Source organism: Pseudomonas sp. BNK-15, assembly GCF_047456105.1.
GTDB lineage: Bacteria > Pseudomonadota > Gammaproteobacteria > Pseudomonadales > Pseudomonadaceae > Aquipseudomonas > Aquipseudomonas putida_E.
Map to the genome: position 1 here is coordinate 722870 of NZ_CP179898.1, position 25704 is coordinate 748573.

Below are 25704 nucleotides of genomic sequence, written 5' to 3' on the forward strand. Positions count from 1 at the left end.
GTCAGACTTTGAAGCGCGATACACCACCGCGCAGGCCCGCGGCCACCTGGCTCAACTCGTCGATGGCGAAGCTGGCCTGGCGCAGCGATTCCACCGTCTGCGTGCTGGCATCGCTGAGCTGGGCCAGTGCCTGGTTGATCTGCTCGGCACCGGTAGCCTGGGCCTGCATGCCTTCGTTGACCATCAACACCCGCGGCGCCAGCGCCTGTACCTGATGGATGATCTGGCTCAGCTGTTCGCCCACCTGCTGCACTTCGAACATGCCACGGCGCACTTCTTCGGAAAACTTGTCCATGCCCATGACCCCTGCCGATACCGCCGACTGGATTTCCCGAACCATCTGCTCGATGTCGTAGGTGGCCACGGCCGTCTGGTCCGCCAGGCGCCGCACCTCGGTGGCCACGACGGCAAAGCCGCGCCCGTACTCACCGGCCTTTTCCGCTTCGATGGCGGCATTGAGCGAAAGCAGGTTGGTCTGGTCGGCGACCTTGACGATGGTCACCACCATCTGCGTGATGTTGCTGGCCTTTTCGTTGAGGATCGCCAGCTTGGCATTGACCAGGTCGGCTGCGCCCATGACCTGGTGCATGGTGTCCTCCATGCGCGCCAGGCCCTGCTGGCCGGAACCTGCCAGGCTCGAAGCCTGGTCGGCGGCACTGGTGACTTCGGTCATGGTGCGCACCAGGTCGCGCGAGGTCGCGGCAATCTCACGCGAGGTGGCACCAATCTCGGTGGTGGTCGCAGCGGTTTCGGTGGCGGTGGCCTGCTGTTGCTTGGAGGTGGCCGCAATTTCAGTGACCGATGTGGTCACCTGTACCGAAGAGCGCTGGGCCTGGGACACCAGCTTGGCCAGCGCCTCGGCCATCTCGTTGAAGCCGCTTTCGATGGCGCCGAACTCGTCCTTGCGGTCCAGGCTCAGGCGCATGCTCAAGTCGCCCGAGCGCAGCTTGTCGAGGGCATGCACCACGCGCTGTACGGGGGCGGTGATGGCGCGCATCAGCAGCAGGCCGCAGATGCCCGCCGCGACGATCGCCAACAACAGCGAAACGATCATGCTGCCTTTGGCGGTGCTCACGGCACCGACAATCTCGTGGTTAGCGGCGTCGGCGGCTTCGCGGTTGTACTCGATCATCGTGTTGAGATGATTGCGCCCCTGCGACCAGACCGGTGTCAGAACGTCCTTGATCAACCGCTCTGCCTCGGCATAATCCTGCCGTCGATAGGCTTCCATCACCTGGCCGATGACATGGGTGTAGTTTGCCTCCATCTGGAGAAAGGTGTCGAAATGGGCCTGGTCATCCTTGTCGTGAATGGTGCCTTGGTAGCTGGCCAGGTGTTGCTTGAGGCGTTCGTCGAAGCTTTTGAACAGCTCCATGTCGGCTGCCGTGATCTCGCGGTGGTCGGACAACCCCACCAGCTGCTGGCTGGTGACGTAGCTGTCGACCCAGGCACTGCGGATCATCGAACTGTAGTAGACCCCCGGAATGCTGTCGGTACCTACTGCCTCCTCGGCACTTTCGATCGCCACCAGCCGCGAGTAAGCAGCTACGACCATCAGCAACATGATGGCGATGATCACGGCGAAACTTGCCAGGATCCGTTGGCGCAAGGTCCAGTTCTTCACATTCAGCCCTCAGGAATTCACAACGAGCGGGAAAAATCGCCGAAGTATAGCCCAGGCTTCCTACGCTTATGCGGCTGAATATGCGGGGTTAACCAGGCATCCCTGCCTTATGGTAAGGCCATTTACCCGTCATTGACCTGCGGCAAGTCGGGCCTGGCTCTCCAGTTCCTGGCGCAACGCCGGGTCCAGGCGAAGCTGGCGGGCCAGTTCGTCCAGGTATGCACGCTCCATGAAGTTCTCCTGATCGACCATCATCAGGCTGGCCAGGTACATCTCGGCGGCCATCTCCGGCGTTTGTGCAGCACGCGCGACTTCGGCCGGGTCCAGTGGCTTGTTCAGCTCGGCGTGCAACCAGTGCTGCAGTTCGCGGTCGCTGTCCAGGCGGGTGAATTCGCCTTCGATCAGCGCGCGCTCGCGCTCGTCGATGTGGCCATCGGATTTGGCCGCCGCCACCAACGCCCGCAATACCGCCTGGCTATGCTGCTCGACCTGGGCCGGCGGCAGGCGATCGAGGGTTTGCGGTTCGGCCCCCTGCCCTGCGCCCTGGCGGGCCTGCCAGTTGCCATAGGCCTTGTAGGCCAGCACGCCGAGCGCGGCGAGGCCGCCGTAGGTGATCACTTTGCCCCCGTACTTGCGCGCCTTCTTGCTGCCCAACAGCAAGCCCAGGGCGCCAGCGCCAAGCGCCCCGCCCCCGGCGCCGGAAAGCAGGCTGCCCAAGCCTCCTGAGCCTGTGGCCGGCTTGCCTGCGCCGGACTGTTTGTTCAACAGTTCCTGGCCGGATTTGAGCAGTTGATCGAGCAGACCCCGAGTATTCATTCGCATGTCTCCACGCAGCGGAAAGTAACGTCCAGAGTAAGGCTTGCAAGGCCAAGGGCCACCCGTGGATTTGCTTCCGGATGTTGCATTGGCAGGCAAAAAGCCAACTAGACTCGAGATCGTCACAAGCACCCCAGGCTGGTAGCAATCGCAACACTGCGGTCTGGATGACTGCCCGACCACGCCCCCAAACGCAGCCGCCCAGGCGCCGGCCGCAGACACAACAGGAGCCCCCGATGCAAACCAACATGCTGATCAACGGTCGCCTGGTCGCAGGCGATGGCCCGGCCTGGACCGTGCTCAACCCCGCTGAAGGCAGTGCCTTGGCACAGATCAACGAAGCCACCGAGGCCCAGGTCGATACGGCGGTGCGTGGCGCCGACCATGCCTTCGACAGCTGGTCGCAGACCAGCCCGAAAGAGCGCTCGCTGGCCCTGCTGGCACTGGCCGACACGATTGAGGCGCATGCCGATGAACTGGCCAGGCTGGAGTCGCAGAATTGTGGCAAACCCTTCGCTGCGGCCCTGAACGACGAAATACCGGCCATCGCCGATGTGCTGCGCTATTTTGCCGGCGCCGCCCGCTGCCTCGGTGGCTCGGCGGCCGGTGAATACCTGCCAGGGCACACCTCGATGATCCGCCGCGACCCGCTGGGCGTAGTGGCCTCGATCGCACCCTGGAACTATCCACTGATGATGCTGGCGTGGAAGATCGCCCCAGCCTTGGCCGCTGGCAATACCGTGGTCATAAAACCGTCCGAGCTGACCCCGCTGACCGCCCTGCGCCTCGGCGAACTGGCCAAGGACGTACTGCCTGCCGGCGTGCTCAACATCCTCTTCGGCCGCGGCCAGACGGTCGGCAACCCACTGGTTACCCACCCCAAGGTGCGTATGGTCTCGCTGACTGGCTCGATCCCTACCGGCGCGCACATCATCGGCGCCACGGCGGGCAGCGTTAAGCGCATGCACATGGAACTGGGCGGCAAGGCGCCTGTGCTGGTGTTCGACGATGCCGACATCGATGCCGCCATCGACGGTATCCGCACCTTCGGTTTCTACAACGCAGGCCAGGACTGCACCGCGGCCTGCCGCCTGTATGTGCAGGCCGGCATCTACGAACGCTTCGTCGAACGCCTCGGCAAAGCCGTGGCCAGCCTTAAAACCGGCCTGCAGGATGCCGAAGACACCGAACTCGGCCCGCTGATCAGCGCCCAGCACCGTGACAAGGTGGCCGGCCTGGTCGGGCGCGCCATCGCCCAGCCGCACATTCGCCTGGTCACCGGGGGCAAGGCACTACCGGGGGATGGCTTCTTCTTCGAGCCAACGGTGCTGGCCGATGCGCTGCAGGATGACGAGATCGTGCGCCACGAAGTGTTTGGCCCGGTGGTGTCGGTAACGCGCTTCACCGACGAAGCACAGGCGCTGGAATGGGCCAACGACTCGGAGTACGGCCTGGCTTCGTCGGTGTGGACCCGCGACACAGGCCGCGCCCACCGCCTGGCGGCCCGGTTGCAGTATGGCTGCACCTGGGTCAATACCCACTTCATGCTGGTCAGCGAAATGCCCCATGGCGGGCAGAAGCATTCGGGGTATGGGAAGGACATGTCGATGTATGGGCTGGAGGATTACACCTGCGTGCGGCACGTGATGATCAAGCATTGAACGTGATGTGAAGCTACCGGCCTCTCCTGAGACAAGTCAGCAAGGAGGCCGGTACAAAGTGGCGATCGTCCTCGCATGAATACCTAGGACCTTTCCTTCAAGCACGGTCCCCTATCTCCTACAGTCCGGCTGTTGTGAAAAAAACGACTGGTATCATAGTCTGATACCATGAATAATCATCAAAGATCGGCCCTTGAAGCCATTTTCAGGAAACCAGTGCCCAAGACCTTGGAATGTCAATTGCGCGACGCCCGCCAGTTCCTTGAGCAGGCCGGAGTAACACCATGAATGTCATGACCTACCGCGGCTATGCCGCAAGAATCGAATACAGTGACGAGGACCAATTGCTGATTGGACACGTTGCGGGCATACGTGACGTGATTGGTTTTCACGGTGAATCGATCAGTGAATTGCGACAAGCATTCGAGGAGGCCGTTGATGACTATCTCGAAACCTGTAAACGCCTAGGCCGTGAGCCGCAAAAGACCTATTCGGGGAAGCTGAGTCTGCGCCTTGAGCCCACCCTTCACGCCAGCGTGGCCGCAAAGGCCGAGCTGGCGGAAAAAAGCATCAATCAGTGGGTCAGCGATATTCTGAGCAAGGCCGCTTACAGCTGAGGTGGTCAATCAGTCCCGCAGATCCGACTCATGTATCGGATTCGCCCGGCTGGTAGCCCGTTGATACTGCGCCGGCCACGTAGCCCTGTTACCGCCCAGGTCATCGTCGGCATGCAACGGCCAGTAAGGGTCGCGCAGCAGCTCGCGAGCCAGGAAGATCAGGTCGGCCTGCCCGGTGCGCAGGATGTGTTCGGCCTGGGCCGGTTCGGTGATCATGCCCACCGTACCGGTGGCGATCTCCGATTCCTTGCGTACACGCTCGGCGAAGCGGGTCTGGTAGCCGGGGCCGGTGGGGATTTCGGCATTCATCGAAGTACCGCCGGAGGACACATCGATCAAGTCGACACCGAGCGCTCGCAGGCGACGGGCCAGTTCTACTGTTTCGTCGGGGTTCCAGCCGTCTTCCACCCAGTCGGTCGCCGACACGCGAACGAACAGCGGCAGTTCCTTCGGCCAGACCTTACGCACCGCCTCGGTCACCTGCAGCGTAAGGCGGATGCGGTTTTCGAAACAGCTACCATATTCGTCACAGCGCTGATTGCTTAGCGGCGAGAGGAACTGATGCAGCAGGTAGCCATGGGCGGCGTGGATCTCGACTACCTTGAAGCCCGCTTGCAATGCCCGTTCGGTGGCTTTGACAAACTCGGCTACAACATCCTGGATCTCGTCTTTGCTCAACTCACGCGGCGCCGTGTGTTCAGGGTCGAAGGCAATCTTCGACGGCCCCACCGGCTGCCAGCCACCTTCCTCGATCTTGACGCTGCCATGCTTGCCCAGCCACGGGCGATGGGTGCTGGCCTTGCGCCCGGCGTGGGCCAGCTGGATGCCCGGCACGGCGCCCTGCGCGGTGATGAAGCGGGTGATGCGTTGCAGTGGGGCGACCTGTTCATCGTTCCACAGACCAAGGTCCTCGGCAGTGATCCGGCCATCGGCGGTCACAGCGACCGCTTCGGTGATGACCAGCCCGGCACCACCGACGGCGCGGCTACCCAAATGGACAAGGTGCCAGTCGTTGGCCAGGCCATCGACAGCGGAATACTGGCACATCGGCGAGACGGCGATGCGGTTGGGCAACGTCAGCTGACGCAGGGTGTAAGGCTCGAGCAGCAGGCTCATGAGGGCACCTCCCAAGGACTCCAATGGTGATCCGGCCCGGGCATTCAAGTGCACATCCCTGGCCCGGTGCCGGTCATTAATCAGACTAGACCAGATTGGTGGGAGGGAGGTTCGATGGGATTGTTGACTGCTCTGACGCGCGCTTCAGATGTTTCCTACACATATAAGCTAGCGATACCTAGATCAGGAAAATATCCTACGAATCCTGTCGACTCGCGGCTGATTGTCCCTGGAAACCCCACCCTTTAGGCTTTTCGTGTCGCTGATGTTTGGCGTCCGGGAGTGGAATCCTGTCAATTACTGAGTTGCTGTCGTCATGGCAGTTGTGCGCGGGAGGCCGCAAAGCCTACCGGGTTTACTCGTAGCCTGGATTCCACACCGCGTACAACTGCCACCCATCCGTGTGGAATCGGACAGGTCGGTCAATCAGTAACCTTACGAGTCTTTCACTATGAAAAAACTAGTCCCCGATCCGCCCCACCATTTCGACCTTCCCTCCGACAAGACCCTGACCAACGCCGTGAGCGATGGCATCGTGCCAATCGATCACGTGTTGATGAACGTCACCCATTACCTGATGCTCGCTTACAACCACTGCCATCGAGTCCTCGATGCCGTCGAAGATGACAGCTCCCGGGAATCGCTTGTGAATGGGCTGCGTGCCCTGCAGATTGCCTGGGGCCAAGCGGATGCGCTGTCATTGGCCGTGGAGCGTACTACTACCCTGCATTGAGGCTGGATTCACTGGCCTCTTCGCGGGTAAACCCGCGGCCACAGGGGCATCGCAGACCTCAAAACTTGCAGATGACCTGTGGGAGCTGGCTTGCCCACAAAGAGGCCAGAACAGGCAATCGAGAAACTTCAGGAGGGAATTCGATGACCACAGACGACACCCACTTTACTGTAGGGAAGACCACCTTCTTTCAGGGTGAACACCAGACTCACCCACTGTTCCGCATCGAGCCAGGGATTCCCTGCCGCGATGCCCGTGAGCAGGCCTCGGAATTGATGGGCTATGTACGAGAGCTGACCATCATTGGCCTGATGGATGAAAAACCGATGATGATCTGGGCATCCCATTACCTCAGTGCCATGGCCAAGGCACTGATGGATGATGCAGAGTTAGGCATGACAGGCTAACTTCTTCCTGATGGCTAAAGTGTCAGAGAGCTTAGGTCTTTACCGGTAGGTTTGCGGCGCCAGGGAAACCGAGCGCCGCCCCCGCAAAGACCAAGTCAGGCACTTGTAGGCTCCTCAGCGCGGCTCCATATGCGCAATCATCAACTGCACACTTTCATTACCTCGAAACTCGTTAACATCCAGCTTGTAGGCAAGCTCCACCCAACGCACGGTCGGGTTCGGCCAAACCTCGCGGTCGATGCCGAAGGCAATGCCATCCAGGCGTACCGAACCACATTCGCTCTTGAGCACCACTTTAAGGTGGCGCTCGCCGACCACGCGCTGCTCGACCAACTGGAACACCCCATGGAACAGCGGTTCGGGGAAGTGCTGCCCCCAGGGCCCGGCGTGGCGCAAGGCCTTGGCCAGGTCAAGGTGGAACTCCTCGACCGCTAGGCTGCCATCCGACAGCAGGCGCCCGGTGAGGTCTTCTTCACGCAGCTGGCGCCGTACTTCTTCGTCGAACGCCTCGGCAAACGCGGAGAAATTGCCTTCAGGTAGCGAGAGGCCCGCGGCCATGGCATGGCCGCCAAACTTGCTGATCAACTGCGGATGGCGCGCTGCCACTGCATCCAGCGCATCACGGATGTGAAAGCCCGGTACCGACCGCGCCGAGCCCTTGAGCATGCCGTCACCAGCATCGGCGAAGGCGATGGTAGGCCGGTGGTAACGCTCTTTCAGGCGTGAGGCGAGGATCCCGATCACACCTTGGTGCCATTCGGCATCGAACAGGCATAGGCCGTAAGGCATGGACTCGACCGGCAAATCCTTGAGCTGGGCCAACGCTTCGCGCTGCATGCCCTGCTCGATCGACTTGCGGTCCTGGTTCAGGCCATCGAGCTGCTGTGCCATGTCCTGGGCTAGCGCCTCGTCCTCGCACAACAGGCACTCGATACCCAGGCTCATGTCGTCCAGGCGCCCGGCGGCATTGAGCCGCGGGCCTAGAATGAAACCCAGGTCAGTGGAGGTGATACGCCGGTGATCGCGACGTGCCACCTCCAGAATAGCCTTCAGCCCTGGCCGCGCCCTGCCGGCACGGATGCGCTCCAGGCCCTGATGCACGAGGATGCGGTTGTTGGCATCCAGCGGCACCACGTCGGCTACGCTGCCCAGCGCGACCAGGTCGAGCAGCTCACCGATGTTCGGTTGTGCTTGCGTCTGGTAGCGCCCCAAGCTGCGTAGGCGCGCGCGCAAGGCCATCAGCACGTAGAAGATCACCCCGACGCCGGCCAGCGATTTGCTTGGGAAGTCGCAACCTGGCTGGTTCGGGTTGACGATAGCGTCGGCGTCCGGCAATTGCTGGCCCGGCAGGTGGTGGTCGGTGACCAGCACTTTGAGCCCGGCCGCTTTGGCTGCCGCCACACCCTCGACACTGGAAATTCCGTTGTCGACCGTGATCAGCAATTGCGGCTGGCGCTGCAGCGCCACCTCGACGATCTCCGGGGTCAGGCCATAGCCATATTCGAAACGGTTGGGCACCAGGTAGTCGACATGGGCCGCGCCCAGCAGACGCAGGCCGAGCACGCCGACAGTACTGGCGGTGGCGCCGTCGGCATCGAAGTCGCCGACGATGATGATGCGCTGGCGCTGGTCGAGCGCTTCGACCAGCAAGTCTACCGCGGCATCGATGCCCTTGAGCTGCTGGTAGGGCAACAGCCGCGCCAGGCTCTTGTCCAGCTCGGCCTCGGACTGCACGCCGCGGGCGGCATACAGGCGGGTCAGCAAAGGTGGCAGGTTACCGAGAAACGGCAGGGTCGGCGGCAGCGGGCGGGGTTCGATACGCATGGGTCGGTTGGCTCAGCCACGCTCACCGAGCAGCCACTGCAGCTGCACTTCGTGCTGGCCACGGTCATCAGTGACGAACACTGTGCCTTCACTGATCATCACGTCCCACTTAATGCTGCGCGGCATGTCCGTGGCAAGCACCTCGAGCACCTCTTGCGGCACAGCGGCGATGTTCAGGTTCTTCAGGTTCTTGACCGCGCCAACCACCTTGCTCTCCCATACACGCAGACTGCCGTAGGCCAGCAGGCTGGTGCGCTCGGTACGGCGCGAACACCAGGTCAGGCGATCAGCGTCCGGCTGGCCCACTTCGATCCAGTGCAGTACGCGGTCGTCCAGGCTCTTTTCCCACAGGGCAGGCTCGTCGACATCCGACAGGCCGCGGCCGAACGACAGATTCTCGTTGTACCAGAGTGCGTAGGCCAACAGCCGCACGGCCATGCGCTCTTCGGTTTCCGAAGGATGACGGGCGATGGTCTGCTTGACGCTTTCGTACACGCCGCGATCGAGATCGGTCAGATTCAGTTCGAATTTGTAGGTGGTGGACGGCTGGGCCATGGTCGAAGGGCTACTTGCGCAAAGAAAAGTCACACAGTCTACCCGATCCTGATCTTCGTTGCGCCGCAGCAGTATCTGCCGCTACCGACCTATGATAAAACCACGGTTCTGCCCAATTGCCACGGATGCCCCATGCCTACGCCCAGCAAACCCCTCGCCGGCCTGAAAGTCATCGAGCTTGGCACCCTGATCGCTGGCCCGTTCGCTTCGCGCATCTGCGCCGAGTTCGGCGCCGAGGTGATCAAGGTCGAGTCGCCCGACGGCGGTGACCCGCTGCGCAAATGGCGCAAGCTGTACGAGGGTACTTCGCTGTGGTGGTTCGTGCAGGCGCGCAACAAGCAGTCACTGACGCTGAACCTCAAGCATCCCGATGGTCGCGAGATCCTCAAGCGGCTGCTGGCCGAGGCCGACATTCTCATCGAGAACTTTCGCCCGGGCGTGCTGGAAAAGCTCGGCCTGGGCTGGGATGTGCTGCATGAGCTCAACCCGAAACTGGTGATGGTGCGCCTGTCAGGCTTCGGCCAGACCGGGCCGATGAAGGATCAGCCAGGCTTCGGCGCCGTAGGCGAGTCGATGGGTGGCCTGCGCTATATCACCGGCTTCGATGACCGCCCACCGGTGCGCACCGGCATCTCCATCGGCGACTCGATCGCTGCATTGTGGGGCGTGATCGGCGCACTGATGGCGCTGCGCCACCGCGAGGTCAACGGCGGCCAGGGCCAGGTGGTGGACGTGGCGCTGTACGAGGCAATCTTCGCCATGATGGAAAGCATGGTCCCCGAGTTCGATGTGTTTGGCTTCATTCGCGAACGCACCGGCAACATCATGCCGGGCATCACGCCCTCTTCCATCCACACCAGCGCCGACGGCAAGCACGTGCAGATCGGTGCCAATGGCGATGCGATATTCAACCGTTTCATGCAGGCCATCGGCCGTAACGACCTGGCCGACGACCCGACGCTGGCCAGCAATGATGGCCGCGATGCGCGGCGTGACGAACTGTACGGGGTGATCGACCGCTGGGCCAACAGCCTGCCCCTGGAGCAGGTGATGCAGGTACTGACAGCCGCCGAAGTGCCGGCAAGCCGAATCTATTCGGCAGAAGACATGTTCAACGACCCGCAGTACCTGGCCCGCGAGATGTTCCTGCAGGCCCGCCTGCCAGACGGTAAAGCGTTCAAGATGCCAGGCATTGTACCCAAGCTGTCCGAAACACCCGGCTCGGCCGAGTGGGTAGGCCCGGCGCTGGGCGAGCACACCGATGCCCTGCTTGGCACCCTGGGTTATGACGCCGCCGCCATCGCCAGCTTGCGCCAGGCAGGCACGGTCTGAGGTCGCCCCCGCCCGTGCGCGCGTTCCTGTCCCTGCTCTGCGGGCTGCTGCTCGCCATGGCCATCGCGCCAGTGCAGGCCAAGGAACGCCTGATATGGCTGGTCCGCGACCTGCCGCCCTTCACCATCCTGGAGGGTGCGGCCAAGGGCCAAGGTGCGATCGACCGGATGCTGGCGCTGCTGATCGAACAGATGCCCGAGTACGACCACGACATCGTACGGGTCACTCGGGCGCGCGGCATACAGATGCTGCAGGACCCTACCAGCTTCACCTGCGATCCGACCATGCTGTGGACACCGGAGCGTGCGAAGTTCGTGCATTTCTCCGAACCGGTGCTGGGGGCGATGAGCGGTGGCCTGGTCGTACGCAAGCAAGCCGGATCTCTGCTGGCACCGTTTCTGGATGGTGCGCAGGTTGACCTCAAACGCTTGTTGAGCGACACGCAACTGCAGCTTGGCATCGTCGCCGGACGCAGCTACAACACCCAGATCGACGAGATCCTGCACCAGCTCCCCGACGCAGTCCTCAGCCGCCACTATGGTAACGATGCCACTGCCAATCTGCTGCAGATGCAGCGCCTGGGGCGCCTGCAACTGGTGCTCGGCTACTGGCCGGAAGTGCGCTACCTGATCCAGCAGCAAGGCGGCTCGCTCGATGAGTACCAGTTTCACCCGATACAAGGGGTGAACCGCTACCAGTTCCTGCATGTGGGCTGCTCCGATTCCCCCTTGGGGCACGCAGCGGTCGCGCATATAGACCAACTGCTGCCCCCGCTACGCCGGGACACCCTGCCCGCGCTTTACGCCAAATGGTTGGATCCGGAGCTGCAAGAAGAATACCTGGAACAGAGCAAGCATTTTTTCGAAGGGCGGTAAAAAGAAACCCCGGGACGCTGGGGAGGACGCCCGGGGCCAATCGAAAGTCCTCATGGACTTCCCGCGACAACCCGCCATCACCGGAGCTGTGTGCTGGCTGGCTGCCCTACTGTCTCTGATGCGCCACTCAGGCAAAGGTTCCTTGAGGATGCTGACGTTGCTGCAACGCGGCGATGACACAGGGCTGCAGGCGCCCCTCGGCTATCTGCAGGTCACGGTGAAGGCCATCGACCAAGTCGATCAGCAGGCTTTGCTCCTGCAACTGGCGCTGGCTGACCGTTCGGCGCAAGGTAATGCCACCGAGGCTGTCGAAAACGGTGAGTTGCCGGTTGCCAATGGCATCGGCGGTGCCTAGCTGGGTCTGATAGGGGCTCAGGGCATCATTAAGCAGTCTGCAGATTCTTTCCATCCGGATCACTCGCTGCGTGGTGGTATATGAAGGAACTGACCAGCAAGCGCAGCGGAAAGTTCGTTGCGCTGCAGCTGTTTCAGTGAGCATGCGTGGGTGATGTGACCGTTTGAATACGCTGCAAGGCCTGCTGCCAACGCCGCACCGGTAGCGGCCAGGGCAGGTCGGCCAGCACCCAGAGGCCACGCTCGCGAGCTTGCTCGGCAAGGTTGGGCCGGTGCTTGCTGGCACAGCCGACGAAAAGCAAAGCGCGTGAACAGCGGTTGCGCTCCAGGCGTTCGAGCAGGGCCTGGCCGCCTTTCATCGCATGGTCGAGGATCAGCAGATCGGCACCGCGCTTGCGTGCCAGGCAGGCATTGAGGTCAACCAGATCATGGGTGATGCGCACATCGAAAACGCCCAGGGCATTGCACGCCTGATGCAGGAGAATCTGGTGGGAAGGCCGAGCCTGGTGAATCAACACGTAGGGCTGATGCATGAGCCGCTCCTGAGGGAAGGACGGGCCACTGTATGCAGCGCTCAACGCGTTTTACATAGGAAAAGTCTGAATGAAACCGGGGAAAAATCTAAAAAAGGGGCCGCGCAGCGGCCCCTCTCATCACGATTAAAGCGGCTTGCCGCGATTACCGTGCTGGCTGACGAAGGCCTGGACTGCCTTGAGGTCGTTGGCCAGCACCGTGCAGCGCTCCTCACGGCCGAACAGGTCGCTCAGGTGCGCAGGCAGCTCCAGCGCCTTGCCGACGCCCGCTTTCTCCACAGCCTCCGGGAATTTGACCGGGTGCGCAGTGCCCAGCACCACCATAGGGGTATCCAGGCTGCGACGGCATTCGCGCGCGGCCTTTACGCCAATCGCGGTATGCGGGTCGAGCACTTCACCTGTGCTGGCGAAGACCTCGGCGATGGTCTCGCAAGTCTGCTCGTCGCTCACTGCCAGCGAGTCGAACAGCTTGCGCGCCTCTGTCCAGCGGTCCTGGTCGACGCTGAAACCGCCGCCCTGCTTGAAGTTGGCCATCAGTTCGCCGATAGCGGCACCGTTGCGACCGTGGAGGTCGAACAACAAGCGCTCGAAGTTGGACGAGACCATGATGTCCATCGACGGCGACAAGGTCGCGTGCAGGGTTTCCTTGACGTACTGGTTGCCGCTCATGAAGCGGTGCAGGATGTCGTTGCGGTTGGTGGCAACCACCAGCTGGCTGACCGGCAGGCCCATGTTGCGTGCCAGGTAGCCGGCGAAGATGTCGCCAAAGTTGCCGGTCGGCACCGAGAACGCCACCGAACGCGCCGGGCCACCGAGCTGCAGGGCAGCGTGGAAGTAGTAGACGATCTGGGCCATGATCCGCGCCCAGTTGATCGAGTTGACTGCGACCAGGCGGGTGCCTTTGAGGAACGACTGGTCGGCGAAGCTGGCCTTGACCATCTCCTGGCAGTCATCGAAGTTGCCTTCGATGGCGATGTTGTGGATGTTGTCGCCGAAGATGGTGGTCATCTGACGGCGCTGAACTTCCGACACACGCTGATGCGGATGAAGGATGAAGATATCGACGTTGTCGCAGCGACGGCAGCCTTCGATGGCGGCCGAGCCGGTGTCGCCACTGGTGGCGCCAATGATCACCACGCGCTCGTTGCGCTTGGCCAGTACGTGGTCGAGCAGACGCCCGAGCAGCTGCAGGGCGAAGTCCTTGAAGGCCAGCGTCGGGCCGTGGAACAGCTCAAGAACCCACTCGTTGCTGTTCAGCTGGCGCAGCGGAGCGACCGCAGCGTGGGCGAACTCGCCGTAGGTCTCTTCCAGGATCTTCTTGAAATCGGCGTCGGCAATGCTGCCCTCGACGAACGGGCGCATCACACGGAAGGCCAGTTCGTGATACGGCAGGCCAGCCCAGGAAGCGATTTCTTCCTGGGTGAAGCGTGGGAGGTTCTCTGGCACGTACAGGCCGCCATCGCTGGCCAGGCCAGCCAGCAGGACGTCTTCGAAATTCAGGGCCGGTGCCTGGCCGCGGGTGCTGATATAGCGCATATGCAAACCTTCGGTTCGAGCGGCAAGTTGCAAGCTGCAAGCGCCAAGAAAAAGCTGTTCGGCATTTTTCTTACGCGCTGCACTGCCCTTGCCGCAAATTTAAACTGTTAGAAGCCCCAACACCGAACTGCTTTTTCTTGCAGCTTGCAGCTTGAAGCTTGCCGCTTAGTTGAGCTGTTCGACGCGGATGCGCACGACCTTGCCGACCACGTCCTGCAAGGCTTCCAGAGCAACGATGGCGTCGTTGATGCTCTGCTCGACCACACGGTGGGTCAGCAGGATCATCGGCACCAGGCCGTCCTGTTCCTCGACTTCTTTCTGCATGATCGACTCGATGTTGATGCCGCGCTCCGACAGGATGCTCGCCACCTGAGCCAGCACGCCCGGGTGGTCCTTGGCATGGATGCGCAGGTAGTAGGCGCTCTGGCAAGCTTCGATCGGCAGAATCGGGTGCGCCGACAGCGAGTCCGGCTGGAAGGCCAGGTGCGGCACGCGGTTTTCCGGGTCGCAGGTCATGGCGCGGACCACGTCAACCAGGTCGGCGACCACCGAGGAAGCCGTGGGCTCCATGCCGGCGCCGGCACCGTAATACAAGGTCGAGCCGGCCGCATCGCCATTGACCATCACGGCGTTCATCACGCCGTTTACGTTGGCGATCAGGCGATCGCTCGGGATCAGCGTCGGGTGCACGCGCAGCTCGATGCCTTCGGCAGTGCGGCGGGCTACACCCAGGTGCTTGATGCGGTAGCCCAGGGCTTCGGCGTAGTTCACGTCGGCGGTGGTCAGCTGGGTGATGCCTTCGGTGTAGGCCTTGTCGAACTGCAGCGGGATGCCAAAGGCGATGGACGCCAGGATGGTCAGCTTGTGCGCAGCATCGATACCTTCGACGTCGAAGGTCGGGTCGGCTTCGGCATAACCCAGCGCCTGCGCTTCGGCCAGCACGTCGGGGAAGGCGCGGCCTTTTTCACGCATCTCGGTGAGGATGAAGTTGCCGGTGCCGTTGATGATCCCGGCCAGCCAGTTGATGCGGTTGGCCGACAGGCCTTCGCGGATCGCCTTGATCACCGGGATGCCACCGGCCACTGCGGCTTCGAACGCAACGATCACGCCCTTCTCACGGGCCTTGGCGAAAATTTCGTTGCCGTGAACGGCGATCAGCGCCTTGTTGGCAGTCACCACGTGCTTGCCGTTTTCGATGGCCTTGAGCACCAGGTCGCGGGCGATGGTGTAGCCACCGATCAGCTCGATGACAACGTCGATCTCCGGGTTGCTCGCAACGTCGAACACATCAGCGGTAATGGGGGTACCGGTAATCTGGCAGTTCGGGTTCGGCGAGCGCATGGCGATCTGTGCCACTTCAATACCGCGCCCGGCACGGCGGGCAATCTCCTCGGCGTTGCGCTGAAGTACATTGAAGGTTCCGCCACCGACGGTCCCCAACCCACAGATGCCTACTTTGACCGGTTTCACTGTGAACTCCCCATTGAACGGCCGGCACCTGCGCCGACCGTGAAACATGCCGTCACCCCATGACGACGGCGTACTGAATGATTTACTTGGCGGCCTGCTGCTGGCCGGCCAGGGCCAGTTTGGCCACTTGCGGTGCCGGTTGATAACCTGGAATCACCTGGCCGTTTTCGAGCACGATCGCCGGCGTGCCGTTGACGCCGATCGACTGGCCCAGCTGGAACTGCTTGCCGACCGGGTTGGCGCATTTGGCAGCCTTGATTTCCTTGCCGTCGATCATCTTGTCCAGCGCTGCGCGGCGGTCACTGGAGCACCACACGGCCTGCAACTGCTCGTCACCCGGCGAGCCGAGGCCCTGGCGCGGGAAGGCGACATAGCGCACTTCGATACCGCGACGGTTGAGCTCCGGCACTTCGGCGTGCAGCTTGTGACAATACGGGCAGGTGGTGTCGGTGAACACGGTGATGTGCGACTTGGTCTGGCCCTTGGCAGGATAAACCACCATCTCGGCAGCTGGAATGCCATTGATGAGCTTGGCTACGCCTTGGCGCTCGGTCTTCTCGGTCAGGTTGACCGGCTTGCCGTCCTGGATCTGGTACAGGTAGCCCTGCATGACGAACTGGCCATCGGCGCTGGCGTACAGCACACGGCCGCCCTGCAGCTTGACTTCATACAGGCCGTTGAGCGGGCTGCTGGCCACGCTCTCGACCGGCACTTCCAGCTCAAGGTTCTGCAACGACTTGCGAATCGCCTGCTCGGCAGCGGCATTGCTGTCGGTCGCCGCGGCAACGGCAAAGGTACTGGCCAGCGCCAACGCGGCGGCGGCGAAAATCTGGGTCACGCGCATGGGAACTCCTGAGGGCGGACAGGGGCCGGAGGGCGTCACCTGCGCAAAAACGCGGCGACCGTGCGGCCCTTGGTGCAAACCGCCCAAGCCTACCACAACACGCTACCGGTGAAGGGGTCTGCGAGTACCGGCCGGCGGAACATGAAAATCATTCATCCACGCGGGTGGTGCTGTGCGTGCAGTTGCTGCAGGCGGGCCTTGGCCACGTGGGTATAGATTTGTGTGGTCGACAGGTCGCTGTGCCCCAGCAGCATCTGCACCACGCGCAGGTCGGCACCATGATTGAGCAGATGGGTGGCGAAGGCGTGCCGCAGGGTGTGCGGTGACAGCGGCTTGTCGATGCCGGCAACTCGCGCGTGATGCTTGATGCGGTGCCAGAACGTCTGGCGGGTCATCTGCTCACCGCGCAGGCTGGGGAACAACACATCGCTCGGGCGCCCGCTGAGCAGTTCGGCGCGGCCATCGCGCAGGTAGCGTTCCAGCCACAGCACCGCCTCTTCGCCCATCGGCACCAAGCGCTCCTTGCTGCCCTTGCCCATCACCCGCAGCACGCCCTGGCGCAGGTTCACCTGGTCCAGGGCAAGGCTGACCAGTTCGGTAACGCGCAGACCACAGGCGTACAGGACTTCAAGCATGGCACGGTCGCGCTGGCCAATGGCTTCGCCAAGGTCCGGGGCCTGCAACAGGGCCTCGACGTCGGCTTCTGACAACGACTTGGGCAAGGGTTTGCCCAGCTGAGGCATCTCTATTTGCAGGGTTGGATCGACGGCAATGAGCTTTTCCCGCAGCAAGTAGCGAAAAAAGCCACGCAGACCTGAGAGAAAACGCGCAGTGGAACGCGGTTTGTAGCCTTGATCCAGACGCCAGGCCAGGTGATCGAGGATCAGCTCTCGACCGGCGGCAGGCAAGGCCAGGCCGTGATCCTGCAGCCAGCCATTGAACAGCGCCAGGTCACTGCGATAAGAGACGCGAGTGTTGTCTGAAAGGCCTTTTTCCAGCCACAGGGCATCAAGGAACTGGTCGATCAAGGGGTGGTCAAGGGCTGGCATGAAAACTCGGTGGCAAACGACGAAATGACGCTTAGTCTTTCATAACAACGCCGGCATAGGGAGCCCGCATGAACGAACAGCAGATCCTACTCAGTGTGGGCGGTATCGGTGCCGCCGCCCTCGCCTGCCAGTGGCTGGCCTGGCGCCTGAAGCTGCCAGCGATTCTCTTCCTGCTGCTGGCCGGGATAATGGTCGGCCCGTTGCTCGGCTGGCTCGACCCGCAAGCGCTGTTCGGCCCGCTGCTGATGCCGCTGGTGTCACTGGCGGTGGCACTGATCCTGTTCGAAGGCAGCCTGACCCTGCACCTCTCGCAATGGCGGGACATCGGCAGCGTGGTGCACCGCCTGGTCACCGTCGGCGCCCTGTCGACCTGGCTGGTGATCGCCCTGGCGACACACTGGCTGCTGGGTTTCGACTGGCCGCTGGCGATCCTGTTCGGCACCTTGACCCTGGTGACAGGCCCTACGGTCATCGTGCCCATGCTGCGCGTGGTACGGCCGAAGGCGACCATTGCCAACATCCTGCGCTGGGAAGGCATCGTCATCGACCCGATCGGTGCCCTGCTCGCCGTCGTGGTGTACAGCTTCATCATCGCCAGCGCCGATGGCGATGGCCTGAGCCAGAGCCTGGGGACCTTTGCCGGGGTGATCTTCTGCGGCAGCGCCTTGGGCGCCGCCGGTGGCTGGTTACTGGGGCAGATCATGCGCGAGCAATGGCTGCCGGAATACCTGCACAACCTGGCGTCGCTGGCCGCCGTTCTGGGTATTTTCATCGCCGCCAACCAGATCGTTCACGAGTCCGGGCTACTGGCGGTGACGGTAATGGGCATGTGGCTGGCCAACATGCGTGGCGTCGATGTACGGCAGATCCTGCACTTCAAGGAGAACCTCAGCGTACTGCTGATCTCCGGCCTGTTCATCCTGCTCGCCGCGCGGCTCGATCTGCACGCCCTGCTGGGGTTGGGCCCGGCCGTACTGGCACTGCTGTTGGTGATCCAACTGGTGGCGCGGCCGCTGAATGTCTTGCTGTCAACACTGGGGTCCTCGTTGAACTGGCGGGAACGAGCCCTGCTGGCCTGGATCGCACCACGCGGTATCGTTGCCGCCGCAGTGTCGGCGATATTCGCCATCCGCCTGCATGAGGCCGGGCATCAGGACGCACTGCTACTGGTGCCGCTCACCTTTGCCGTGATCATCGGCACTGTCGTGCTGCAGAGCGCTACAGCCCGCCCCCTGGCGCGCCTGCTCAAGGTGGCCGAGCCGGCGCCCAGCGGCTTTCTCATCGTCGGCGCCAACCAACCCGCACGCACCATCGGCAAGGCACTGCAGCAACTGGGTTGCCGTGTGTTGCTGACCGATTCGAGCTGGGAAAACATTCGTGCGGCACGCATGGAGGGGCTGCCGACCTACTTTGGCAACCCGGCTTCGCAGCATGCCGACGCGCACTTGGACCTGGTAGGCCTCGGCCATTTGCTGGGGCTGTCGCCTGCCGGGGAGATCAACGCCTTGGCCTGTGCGCGCTTTCGTCATGACTTCGGCCACGGCCGCTTGTATGTGCTTGCCAGCGGCCTGGAGAAGCAGCGCAGCGACAAACACCGGGCCAGCGAAGAGCACCGTGGCCAACTGCTGGGCTCAAGCCCGATGACCTACCAGCAAATGGCCAATCGGCTGCATCATGGCGCGGAACTGTACAGCACCAACCTTACCGAGGGCTTCGACTGGGACAATTACCAGGCATTGCATGGCGAGCGCGCACATCTTTTGTTTGCCCGGGATGCCCAGGGCTGGGTACATGTATCAAGCCCCGAGAACCCGCTTGCGCCGCAACCTGGCTGGACCCTGGTGGCGCTGGTGGAACCGGCCCCCGTCACCGAGACGACTGCCGCGCCGGGCTGAGCCTTCAAGCTTGTGGCAACACCGGCACCGGGCGCTTGTCCTCGTCGATGGCGACAAAGCTGAACACACCATGGATTGCCCGCTCGCGCCCATCCAGGTACATGTTCTCGACGAATACGTCCACTTGAACCTGCAAACTGGTGTTGCCGACCTTGATCACCGTACCCACCAGCTCGACGATCGAGCCTGCCGGGATCGGGTGTTTGAAATCGATACGGTCTGTGGACACGGTCACCAGCGGCAGCCGGCAGAAGCGCGTAGCGGCGATGAACGACACTTCGTCCATCCAGGCCAGCGCAGTGCCGCCGAACAAGGTGTTGTGGTGGTTGGTGGTGTTGGGGAACACCGCTTTGGTCACGCGGGTCACCGACAACTCGGTGCGGCGCTGAATTTCCTGGTCTCGGCTGGTCATGTCCGTCACTTCTTTCGGGTTTCAAAACGCAAAAAAGCAGCCCGAAGGCTGCTTTTTTCTCGCTAGGCGGCCAGGGCCACCGGGCAAACTGTACTCAGGACAGTTTTTCCTTGATGCGAGCGGCTTTGCCGGACAGGTCGCGCAGGTAGTACAGCTTGGCTTTACGCACGTCACCACGACGTTTCACGGCCAGGCTGTCGATCTGCGGGCTGTAGGTCTGGAAGGTACGCTCAACGCCAACGCCGCTGGAGATTTTGCGCACGGTGAAAGCGCTGTTCAGGCCGCGGTTACGCTTGGCGATAACAACGCCTTCGAACGCCTGCAGACGGGAACGCTCACCTTCCTTCACTTTAACCTGAACGACGATGGTGTCGCCTGGTGCGAAGGTCGGGATTTCCTTGCTCATCTGCTCGGCTTCGAGCTGCTGGATGATCTTGTTGGTCATGCTGTGCTCCTAAGATGGATACGTGATCCACCATCGATACGTTTAACTATCGTCCCGCTCGCGGAGATATTCCTCGAGCAGCTTCTTCTCTTCTCCAGAAAGCGAGCGACTTTCCAGAAGATCGGCGCGTCGTTCGAAGGTCCTACCAAGGGACTGCTTCATTCTCCAACGCCGGATGTGTGCATGGTTGCCACTTAGCAACACGTCGGGAACACGCTGATCCGCATACACCTCAGGTCGGGTGTAGTGCGGGCAATCGAGCAGACCGTCGGTGAAGGAGTCTTCCTCCGCCGAGTCCACATGCCCTAAAGCTCCGGGCAGCAGCCGTGTAACCGCATCGATCAGTACCATGGCCGGCAGCTCGCCACCGGAAAGCACATAGTCGCCAATCGACCACTCCTCATCGACATGAGCCTCGATAAAGCGCTCGTCGATGCCTTCATAACGACCGGCGATCAGGATCAGCGATTCCTGTTCGGCCAGGCCTTTGACCGCTTGCTGAGTCAGCTTGCGGCCTTGCGGCGAAAGGTAGATCACCTTTGCCGATGCTCCGGTCGCTTGCCTGGCGCTAACCAGGGCGTCTTCCAGAGGCTTGATTTTCATCACCATGCCCGGGCCACCGCCAAACGGCCGATCATCCACTGTGTGGTGGCGATCTGTGGTGTAGTCCCGCGGGTTCCAGCAGGTCACCTGAAGCAACCCCTGTTTTACCGCGCGGCTGGTAATGCCGTACTCAGTGATGGCCGAGAACATCTCGGGGAACAACGTGATGACGTCTACGCGAAGGTTACCCATCGTTTAGAAGTCCGCGTCCCATTCAACCCGCATCACGCCTGCTTCCAGGTCGATTGCCAGCACACATTGCGCCGTATAGGGCAACAGACGCTCGCGATCATCCAGGCTGCCTGCGCAGGGCTTGACCACCATTACATCGTTCGCACCGGTCTCCAACAGGTGATCGACCTTGCCGAACAGCTGTTCGTCCTGGTTGATGACCTTCAGGCCCTGCAGTTGGTACCAGTAGTACTCGTCTGCGGCCAGGTTGGGCAAAAGGCTCCGCGGGATGCAGATTTCGAAGCCGCTCAGAAGACGCGCTTCATCACGATCATCGAGGCCTTTCAGTTTAACGACCAGGCCCTTTTGGGAACCACGACCGCTGACCAGCTCGACCTGCTTTACCTTGCCTTCGTGCCGAAGCGTCCAGCGTGGATAATCCAACAGGTTTTCAATCGGATCGGTAAAGGAATACACCTTCACCTCGCCGCGAACGCCGTGAACCGAAAAAATCTTGCCAACGACGATGAGGTCGTCAGCCTTTTCTGGCGTCGCGTTCATATTGCTCAGGCAGCGGCCTTGGCAGCGTCCTTCAGCAGCTGAGCAACACGCTCAGACGGCTGTGCGCCTTGGCTCAGCCAGTAGCTGACGCGCTCCTGGTTGACCGACAGCTTGACTTCAGCGCCAGCAGCGATCGGGTTGAAGAAACCTACGCGCTCAACGAAACGGCCGTCACGGGCGTTACGCGAGTTGGTCACGGTCAGGTGGTAGAAAGGGCGCTTTTTCGAGCCGCCACGGGCAAGACGGATGGTTACCATGTGAACATCGTTCCTATAGTCGGTGCTGCAAATCTGAATGCCAAATAGGCACACGGGTGCCCAAAAGGCCGCATATTCTCGGGGAATACACGGACATTTGCAAATGACTTTTTCGACAAGGCCTCGCCCTGCCGTCCAGATTTGCCGGTTGAGCCACGGATTGCGTGGCCATTGCCCCGCCGCAGCGGGGGGTTCTGAGCGCTCATTCTTCAAAAGACAAGCGCCCGGAATAAGGGTTACAGCTTCGGCATGCCGCCGCCAGGCAACATCCCGCCCAGGCCGCGCATCATCTTGGCCATGCCGCCCTTGGCGGAGAATTTCTTCATCATCTTCTGCATCTGCTTGTGCTGCTTGATCAGCCGCCCGATGTCCTGCACCTGGGTACCGGAACCCAGGGCGATCCGGCGCTTGCGCGAACCGCTGATCAGGTCAGGATCGCGACGCTCGGCCGGGGTCATGGAGTTGATGATCGCCTCCATCTGCTTGAACTGTTTCTCGGCTGCGCCCTGGGCATTGCCCATCTGCGACAGGTTGACCCCGCCGATGCTCGGCAGCTTGTCCATCAGGCCGCCCAGGCCACCCATGTTCTTCATCTGTTGCAGCTGGTCGCGGAAGTCTTCGAGATCGAAGCCCTTGCCCTTCTTCAGCTTCTTGGCCAGCTTGTCGGCTTTGGCCTTGTCGATGGTCTGTTCGGCCTGCTCGATCAGGCTGAGCACGTCGCCCATGCCGAGGATGCGCGACGCCACACGGTCCGGGTGGAAGGGCTCGAGAGCCTCGGTTTTCTCACCCATACCGATGAACTTGATCGGCTTGCCGGTGATGGCACGTACCGAAAGCGCGGCACCGCCACGGGCATCACCGTCGACCTTGGTCAGCACCACGCCGGTCAGCGGCAGGGCTTCACCGAAGGCCTTGGCGGTATTGGCGGCGTCCTGGCCGGTCATGGCATCGACCACGAACAGGGTTTCAACCGGCTTGACCGCGGCATGCAGCGCCTTGATTTCGTCCATCATGTCGGCGTCGATGTGCAGACGGCCGGCGGTGTCGACAATGACCACGTCGATGAACTTGAGCTTGGCCTCGCGAATCGCCGCTTCGGCAATGGCCACAGGCTTCTGGCTGATATCGGACGGGAAGAAGGTCACGCCAATGTCGTTGGCCAGCGTTTCCAGCTGTTTGATCGCAGCCGGGCGGTAGACGTCGGCCGAAACCACCATCACGCTCTTCTTCTTGCGCTCCTTGAGGAAGCGCGCCAGCTTACCGGCGGTGGTGGTCTTGCCCGCGCCCTGCAAACCGGCCATCAGCACCACGGCAGGCGGGGCGGCATTGAGCGCGAGGTCTTCGTTGGCCGCACCCATCAGGCTTTCCAGCTCGGCCTGGACGATCTTCACGAACGCCTGGCCCGGGGTCAGGCTGCGCGACACCTCGGTGCCGACTGCACGCTCCTTGACGCTGTTGACGAAATCCTTGACCACCGGCAGGGCAACGTCGGCCTCGAGCAGGGCCATGCGCACTTCGCGCAACGTATCCTTGATGTTGTCTTCAGTCAGCTTGGCCTTGCCGGTGACATGGCGCAGCGTCTGTGACAGGCGGTCGGTCAGGTTTTCGAACATGGTGATCCTTTCAGGCCAAGTAAAAGCCGAGGTTTGTCAGGCGCCCAGGTGAATATGCACACGCGCTGGGCACAGCAAGGCGGCGATTATAGCGAAGAGCGGCGGCGGCGCACACCTCGGCTTCCCGGCGGCAACTTTCAAGCTGCAAGCCTCAAGCCGCAAACCATCAGAAAATCCCGCCCCCCGTACGAATCTGCCTTCGCTTGCAGCTTGCAGCCTGAAGCTTGCAGCTCACTAGCCCCCCCAGCGCGATCTATGCCAAACTCCGTCTCTTTAAGGCTTGCCCACCAGGACTTATGGTCTCCTCACCCAGCCTCATCCCCAACCTGATCGCCGCCGGCCTATATATAGCGGCGACCGTTTATCAGGGTTCGCGCCTGGCCCAGTCGAGCAAAGCCGACAAACGGCTGCTCGGCCTGCTCGGCGCCCTCGCCGTGATCGCCCAGAGCGGCGCGCTGTTCTTTCAGCTGATCACCCCGCTGGGCCTGAGCCTGGACTTCTTCAGCGCCGCCAGCCTGATCGCCGTGGCGGTGATCACCCTGACCCTGCTGGCCTGCCTGCGCATACCGGTGGAAAACCTGCTGGTGCTGCTGTTCCCGCTCGGCGCCATCACGGCCCTGCTGGCCCAGTTCGCCCCACCCGGCACCGTTCCGCTGATCGATGAAGAGCCGGGGATCCTCGCTCATATCCTGCTATCGATCCTGGCCTATGGGCTGTTCACCATTGCGGTGTTCCAGTCGCTGCTCCTGCTACTGCAGGACCACCAGCTGAAAAACAAGCACCCTTCCGGGCTGATCCGCAACTTCCCACCGTTGCAGACCATGGAAAGCCTGCTGTTCGGCTTCCTTTGGGCGGGCTGGTGCCTGTTGTCGCTGTCGCTGATCTCTGGCTGGCTGTTCCTGGACAACCTGTTTGCCCAGCACCTGGTACACAAAACCCTGCTGGCCTGCGTGGCCTGGATCGTCTTCAGCGTACTGCTGTGGGGCCGCACCCGCCTGGGCTGGCGTGGGCACAAGGCGATCCGCTGGACACTGGCCGGTTTCTGCCTGCTGATGCTGGCCTATTTCGGCAGCAAGCTGGTCCGCGAATTCATCCTGCATATCTGACGGTCGCCCATGGACACCCTGCCGTACGCTCCGCTACTCGGCACTTTGGCACTGGCGCTGCTCTGGTCGGCGCTGTTCACCGCGGTGGATGCCGCCCGCCTGCAACTCAACGGCTCGTTGCGCCCCGGCGATGACGGGCAACCGGTACTGCCAGCCCAGGCCCTGGTGCTGTGCGCCAGCCTGGGCAAGCTTCTGGTATTGGGCCTGGCCTGCCTGATCGGCCAACGCCTCAACGGCGAGCACGGTTTCTGGCTGGCCGGCCTGGCCGCCACCTCTGGCCTGCTGGTGTTTGCCGAATACCTGCCGCGGCGCCTGGCTCGGCGCAACCCGCTGGCCTTCATCAGCCTGGGCGCCAGCCTGCTGAAGCTCCCATTGGCGCTGGTGCAACCCTTGGCCTGCCTGCTGGACGGCTGTGCCAAGCTGATGTTGCGGCCGTTTCGCGTACCGCCCACCGCAGTGGCCCTGCACCCGCAGGCAGATGACGACTTTACCGAGGATGAAGACCAAGACATGCCGCGCCACGGCCTGCTCGATGGCCTGCACTCGCTGGACAAGGTCACCGTCAACGACATTCTGGTGCCGCGCAACGAGGTCGATGGCATCAACCTGGATGAGCCGATCGAGCGCATCATCGAGCAGCTGATCCTCAGCCGCCACACGCGCCTGCCGGTCTACCACAACGACATCAACCAGGTAGAAGCCATCCTCAACACCAAGCTGATCAGCCACCTGCTGCCCAAGGCCGAGCTGACGCTGGAGAAGCTCCACAGCGCCTGCTACGAGCCTTACTTCGTCCCCGAAAGCACCCCACTGCAATTGCAACTGCTGAACTTCCACAAGCAGCAGCGCCGGCTGGGCGTGGTGGTGGACGAATACGGTGAGGTACTGGGCATCGTCACGCTGGAGGACATACTCGAGGAGATCGTCGGCGAGTTCGAGGAAGAGCACAGCCTCGACAACCCCCATGTACACCCCCAGTCCGACGGCACCTTCGTCATCGATGGCGCCGCTTCCCTGCGCGAAATCAACCGCACCCTCGGCTGGCACCTGCCCAGCGACGGCGGGCCGAAGACCCTGAACGGGCTGGTCACCGAGGCCCTTGAAAGCATCCCGGAAAGCGCTGTTTGCCTGAAGATCGGCCGCTATCGCTTGGAAATCCTCGAAACAGAAGACAATTGCGCCAGCAAGGTACTGGTGTGGACCGTGACCCGCTAGCTATACTCCGGTCACGCTTACCCAGCCCTGCCGTCCCGCCCGCTATCCGCACCCGGCGCCACACGGCCAGCGCGCTCCAC

At 62.1% G+C, this 25704-nt stretch carries 26 protein-coding genes; 9 read left to right on the forward strand and 17 right to left on the reverse strand.

The annotated features are described in order from the left end of the window. Position 1: 1 nt before the first annotated feature. Both ACMGF5_RS03275 and ACMGF5_RS03280 read right to left on the reverse strand, forming a co-directional pair. Positions 2 to 1564, reverse strand: coding sequence for a methyl-accepting chemotaxis protein (locus ACMGF5_RS03275; protein WP_231386448.1), 1563 nt, complete (start codon positions 1562 to 1564; stop codon positions 2 to 4). 189 nt (positions 1565 to 1753) lie between these two features. Continuing rightward, positions 1754 to 2440: a tellurite resistance TerB family protein gene (locus ACMGF5_RS03280; protein WP_237860083.1), complete on the reverse strand. Its 687-nt coding sequence runs from the start codon at positions 2438 to 2440 to the stop codon at positions 1754 to 1756. A gap of 236 nt (positions 2441 to 2676) precedes the next feature. Between ACMGF5_RS03280 and ACMGF5_RS03285 the strand changes: the two genes are divergently transcribed. Together ACMGF5_RS03285 and ACMGF5_RS03290 are read left to right on the forward strand one after the other, a co-directional pair. Further along, on the forward strand, positions 2677 to 4101 hold the full coding sequence (locus tag ACMGF5_RS03285) for a gamma-aminobutyraldehyde dehydrogenase (RefSeq protein ID WP_046784356.1): 1425 nt from the start codon (positions 2677 to 2679) through the stop codon (positions 4099 to 4101). Between the two features lie 284 nt (positions 4102 to 4385). Continuing rightward, entirely contained in the window at positions 4386 to 4718 is a 333-nt protein-coding gene (locus ACMGF5_RS03290; RefSeq protein WP_012315954.1) for a type II toxin-antitoxin system HicB family antitoxin, read from the forward strand. A 9-nt stretch (positions 4719 to 4727) separates the two neighbouring features. Here the strand turns inward: ACMGF5_RS03290 and ACMGF5_RS03295 are convergent, their stop codons facing one another. After that, a complete protein-coding gene (locus tag ACMGF5_RS03295) occupies positions 4728 to 5834 on the reverse strand; it encodes an NADH:flavin oxidoreductase/NADH oxidase (protein WP_414157562.1) in 1107 nt (368 codons plus the stop codon). A gap of 451 nt (positions 5835 to 6285) precedes the next feature. On the opposite strand from ACMGF5_RS03295, the gene ACMGF5_RS03300 reads away from it, so the two are divergent. Together ACMGF5_RS03300 and ACMGF5_RS03305 are read left to right on the forward strand one after the other, a co-directional pair. Next, positions 6286 to 6567, forward strand: coding sequence for a hypothetical protein (locus ACMGF5_RS03300; protein WP_115274005.1), 282 nt, complete (start codon positions 6286 to 6288; stop codon positions 6565 to 6567). Positions 6568 to 6710: 143 nt separating this feature from the next. Further along, entirely contained in the window at positions 6711 to 6974 is a 264-nt protein-coding gene (locus tag ACMGF5_RS03305; protein ID WP_115274004.1) for a DUF3077 domain-containing protein, read from the forward strand. Positions 6975 to 7088: 114 nt separating this feature from the next. Here ACMGF5_RS03305 and recJ read toward each other — a convergent pair whose 3' ends face one another. Together recJ and ACMGF5_RS03315 are read right to left on the reverse strand one after the other, a co-directional pair. Beyond that, the gene (recJ, locus tag ACMGF5_RS03310) at positions 7089 to 8798 is read right to left on the reverse strand and encodes a single-stranded-DNA-specific exonuclease RecJ (RefSeq protein ID WP_115274003.1); all 1710 of its coding nucleotides are present in this window, start codon (positions 8796 to 8798) and stop codon (positions 7089 to 7091) included. Between the two features lie 12 nt (positions 8799 to 8810). Beyond that, complete coding sequence (locus tag ACMGF5_RS03315) at positions 8811 to 9353, reverse strand: YaeQ family protein (protein WP_046784361.1); 543 nt, start codon at positions 9351 to 9353, stop codon at positions 8811 to 8813. Positions 9354 to 9485: 132 nt separating this feature from the next. On the opposite strand from ACMGF5_RS03315, the gene ACMGF5_RS03320 reads away from it, so the two are divergent. Next, positions 9486 to 10685 carry a CaiB/BaiF CoA transferase family protein gene (locus ACMGF5_RS03320; RefSeq protein ID WP_414157563.1) on the forward strand — a complete coding sequence of 400 codons (1200 nt, stop codon included), beginning with the start codon at positions 9486 to 9488 and terminating at the stop codon, positions 10683 to 10685. Positions 10686 to 10699: 14 nt separating this feature from the next. Further along, positions 10700 to 11560, forward strand: a complete 861-nt coding sequence (locus ACMGF5_RS03325; RefSeq protein ID WP_196996955.1) for a TIGR02285 family protein — start codon at positions 10700 to 10702, stop codon at positions 11558 to 11560. Between the two features lie 127 nt (positions 11561 to 11687). On the opposite strand, the gene ACMGF5_RS03330 is transcribed toward ACMGF5_RS03325, so the two are convergent. The 6 genes from ACMGF5_RS03330 to xerD form a co-directional block, all read right to left on the reverse strand. Continuing rightward, positions 11688 to 11969 (reverse strand): DUF3509 domain-containing protein, encoded by a 282-nt coding sequence (locus ACMGF5_RS03330; protein ID WP_080765825.1) that lies wholly within the window; start codon positions 11967 to 11969, stop codon positions 11688 to 11690. 79 nt (positions 11970 to 12048) lie between these two features. Beyond that, complete coding sequence (locus ACMGF5_RS03335) at positions 12049 to 12447, reverse strand: histidine kinase (RefSeq protein WP_012315963.1); 399 nt, start codon at positions 12445 to 12447, stop codon at positions 12049 to 12051. 126 nt (positions 12448 to 12573) lie between these two features. Beyond that, positions 12574 to 13983: a threonine synthase gene (gene thrC, locus ACMGF5_RS03340; RefSeq protein WP_046784365.1), complete on the reverse strand. Its 1410-nt coding sequence runs from the start codon at positions 13981 to 13983 to the stop codon at positions 12574 to 12576. Between the two features lie 165 nt (positions 13984 to 14148). After that, positions 14149 to 15453 carry a homoserine dehydrogenase gene (locus tag ACMGF5_RS03345; protein ID WP_046784366.1) on the reverse strand — a complete coding sequence of 435 codons (1305 nt, stop codon included), beginning with the start codon at positions 15451 to 15453 and terminating at the stop codon, positions 14149 to 14151. Positions 15454 to 15535: 82 nt separating this feature from the next. Then, on the reverse strand, positions 15536 to 16297 hold the full coding sequence (gene dsbC, locus ACMGF5_RS03350) for a bifunctional protein-disulfide isomerase/oxidoreductase DsbC (RefSeq protein ID WP_012315966.1): 762 nt from the start codon (positions 16295 to 16297) through the stop codon (positions 15536 to 15538). Positions 16298 to 16449: 152 nt separating this feature from the next. Continuing rightward, positions 16450 to 17346 (reverse strand): site-specific tyrosine recombinase XerD, encoded by an 897-nt coding sequence (xerD, locus tag ACMGF5_RS03355; protein WP_039603504.1) that lies wholly within the window; start codon positions 17344 to 17346, stop codon positions 16450 to 16452. 68 nt (positions 17347 to 17414) lie between these two features. On the opposite strand from xerD, the gene ACMGF5_RS03360 reads away from it, so the two are divergent. Beyond that, entirely contained in the window at positions 17415 to 19241 is a 1827-nt protein-coding gene (locus tag ACMGF5_RS03360) for a cation:proton antiporter (RefSeq protein ID WP_119687691.1), read from the forward strand. A gap of 4 nt (positions 19242 to 19245) precedes the next feature. Here the strand turns inward: ACMGF5_RS03360 and ACMGF5_RS03365 are convergent, their stop codons facing one another. The 6 genes from ACMGF5_RS03365 to ffh all read right to left on the reverse strand — a co-directional run bounded on the left by ACMGF5_RS03365 (position 19246) and on the right by ffh (position 23303). Then, a complete protein-coding gene (locus ACMGF5_RS03365; RefSeq protein ID WP_012315969.1) occupies positions 19246 to 19653 on the reverse strand; it encodes an acyl-CoA thioesterase in 408 nt (135 codons plus the stop codon). 94 nt (positions 19654 to 19747) lie between these two features. Then, positions 19748 to 20098, reverse strand: coding sequence for a 50S ribosomal protein L19 (gene rplS, locus ACMGF5_RS03370; RefSeq protein ID WP_008094487.1), 351 nt, complete (start codon positions 20096 to 20098; stop codon positions 19748 to 19750). Positions 20099 to 20140: 42 nt separating this feature from the next. Further along, a complete protein-coding gene (gene trmD / locus ACMGF5_RS03375) occupies positions 20141 to 20893 on the reverse strand; it encodes a tRNA (guanosine(37)-N1)-methyltransferase TrmD (RefSeq protein ID WP_008094486.1) in 753 nt (250 codons plus the stop codon). A gap of 3 nt (positions 20894 to 20896) precedes the next feature. After that, positions 20897 to 21433, reverse strand: a complete 537-nt coding sequence (gene rimM / locus ACMGF5_RS03380; protein WP_012315970.1) for a ribosome maturation factor RimM — start codon at positions 21431 to 21433, stop codon at positions 20897 to 20899. A gap of 5 nt (positions 21434 to 21438) precedes the next feature. Continuing rightward, entirely contained in the window at positions 21439 to 21690 is a 252-nt protein-coding gene (rpsP, locus tag ACMGF5_RS03385; RefSeq protein WP_012315971.1) for a 30S ribosomal protein S16, read from the reverse strand. Positions 21691 to 21926: 236 nt separating this feature from the next. Further along, positions 21927 to 23303, reverse strand: coding sequence for a signal recognition particle protein (gene ffh, locus ACMGF5_RS03390; RefSeq protein ID WP_046784370.1), 1377 nt, complete (start codon positions 23301 to 23303; stop codon positions 21927 to 21929). A 296-nt stretch (positions 23304 to 23599) separates the two neighbouring features. Between ffh and ACMGF5_RS03395 the strand changes: the two genes are divergently transcribed. Both ACMGF5_RS03395 and ACMGF5_RS03400 read left to right on the forward strand, forming a co-directional pair. Beyond that, positions 23600 to 24409 (forward strand): inner membrane protein YpjD, encoded by an 810-nt coding sequence (locus tag ACMGF5_RS03395; RefSeq protein ID WP_012315973.1) that lies wholly within the window; start codon positions 23600 to 23602, stop codon positions 24407 to 24409. A gap of 9 nt (positions 24410 to 24418) precedes the next feature. Next, the gene (locus tag ACMGF5_RS03400; protein ID WP_204918762.1) at positions 24419 to 25624 is read left to right on the forward strand and encodes a transporter associated domain-containing protein; all 1206 of its coding nucleotides are present in this window, start codon (positions 24419 to 24421) and stop codon (positions 25622 to 25624) included. Positions 25625 to 25704 lie beyond the last annotated feature (80 nt).

What these genes read in the sequence shown, in the direction of transcription:
- thrC (WP_046784365.1), bottom strand. Translation starts at nt 13,983, where the DNA reads ATGCGCTATATCAGCACCCGCGGCCAGGCACCGGCCCTGAATTTCGAA.
- ACMGF5_RS03395 (WP_012315973.1), top strand. Translation starts at nt 23,600, where the DNA reads ATGGTCTCCTCACCCAGCCTCATCCCCAACCTGATCGCCGCCGGCCTA.
- dsbC (WP_012315966.1), bottom strand. Translation starts at nt 16,297, where the DNA reads ATGCGCGTGACCCAGATTTTCGCCGCCGCCGCGTTGGCGCTGGCCAGT.
- ACMGF5_RS03315 (WP_046784361.1), bottom strand. Translation starts at nt 9,353, where the DNA reads ATGGCCCAGCCGTCCACCACCTACAAATTCGAACTGAATCTGACCGAT.
- trmD (WP_008094486.1), bottom strand. Translation starts at nt 20,893, where the DNA reads ATGGGTAACCTTCGCGTAGACGTCATCACGTTGTTCCCCGAGATGTTC.
- ACMGF5_RS03300 (WP_115274005.1), top strand. Translation starts at nt 6,286, where the DNA reads ATGAAAAAACTAGTCCCCGATCCGCCCCACCATTTCGACCTTCCCTCC.
- ACMGF5_RS03280 (WP_237860083.1), bottom strand. Translation starts at nt 2,440, where the DNA reads ATGAATACTCGGGGTCTGCTCGATCAACTGCTCAAATCCGGCCAGGAA.
- ACMGF5_RS03320 (WP_414157563.1), top strand. Translation starts at nt 9,486, where the DNA reads ATGCCTACGCCCAGCAAACCCCTCGCCGGCCTGAAAGTCATCGAGCTT.
- rplS (WP_008094487.1), bottom strand. Translation starts at nt 20,098, where the DNA reads ATGACCAACAAGATCATCCAGCAGCTCGAAGCCGAGCAGATGAGCAAG.
- ffh (WP_046784370.1), bottom strand. Translation starts at nt 23,303, where the DNA reads ATGTTCGAAAACCTGACCGACCGCCTGTCACAGACGCTGCGCCATGTC.
- ACMGF5_RS03275 (WP_231386448.1), bottom strand. Translation starts at nt 1,564, where the DNA reads ATGTTGCTGATGGTCGTAGCTGCTTACTCGCGGCTGGTGGCGATCGAA.
- ACMGF5_RS03295 (WP_414157562.1), bottom strand. Translation starts at nt 5,834, where the DNA reads ATGAGCCTGCTGCTCGAGCCTTACACCCTGCGTCAGCTGACGTTGCCC.
- ACMGF5_RS03305 (WP_115274004.1), top strand. Translation starts at nt 6,711, where the DNA reads ATGACCACAGACGACACCCACTTTACTGTAGGGAAGACCACCTTCTTT.
- ACMGF5_RS03285 (WP_046784356.1), top strand. Translation starts at nt 2,677, where the DNA reads ATGCAAACCAACATGCTGATCAACGGTCGCCTGGTCGCAGGCGATGGC.
- ACMGF5_RS03290 (WP_012315954.1), top strand. Translation starts at nt 4,386, where the DNA reads ATGAATGTCATGACCTACCGCGGCTATGCCGCAAGAATCGAATACAGT.
- ACMGF5_RS03335 (WP_012315963.1), bottom strand. Translation starts at nt 12,447, where the DNA reads ATGCATCAGCCCTACGTGTTGATTCACCAGGCTCGGCCTTCCCACCAG.
- xerD (WP_039603504.1), bottom strand. Translation starts at nt 17,346, where the DNA reads ATGCCAGCCCTTGACCACCCCTTGATCGACCAGTTCCTTGATGCCCTG.
- recJ (WP_115274003.1), bottom strand. Translation starts at nt 8,798, where the DNA reads ATGCGTATCGAACCCCGCCCGCTGCCGCCGACCCTGCCGTTTCTCGGT.
- ACMGF5_RS03400 (WP_204918762.1), top strand. Translation starts at nt 24,419, where the DNA reads ATGGACACCCTGCCGTACGCTCCGCTACTCGGCACTTTGGCACTGGCG.
- rimM (WP_012315970.1), bottom strand. Translation starts at nt 21,433, where the DNA reads ATGAACGCGACGCCAGAAAAGGCTGACGACCTCATCGTCGTTGGCAAG.
- ACMGF5_RS03330 (WP_080765825.1), bottom strand. Translation starts at nt 11,969, where the DNA reads ATGGAAAGAATCTGCAGACTGCTTAATGATGCCCTGAGCCCCTATCAG.
- ACMGF5_RS03365 (WP_012315969.1), bottom strand. Translation starts at nt 19,653, where the DNA reads ATGACCAGCCGAGACCAGGAAATTCAGCGCCGCACCGAGTTGTCGGTG.
- rpsP (WP_012315971.1), bottom strand. Translation starts at nt 21,690, where the DNA reads ATGGTAACCATCCGTCTTGCCCGTGGCGGCTCGAAAAAGCGCCCTTTC.
- ACMGF5_RS03360 (WP_119687691.1), top strand. Translation starts at nt 17,415, where the DNA reads ATGAACGAACAGCAGATCCTACTCAGTGTGGGCGGTATCGGTGCCGCC.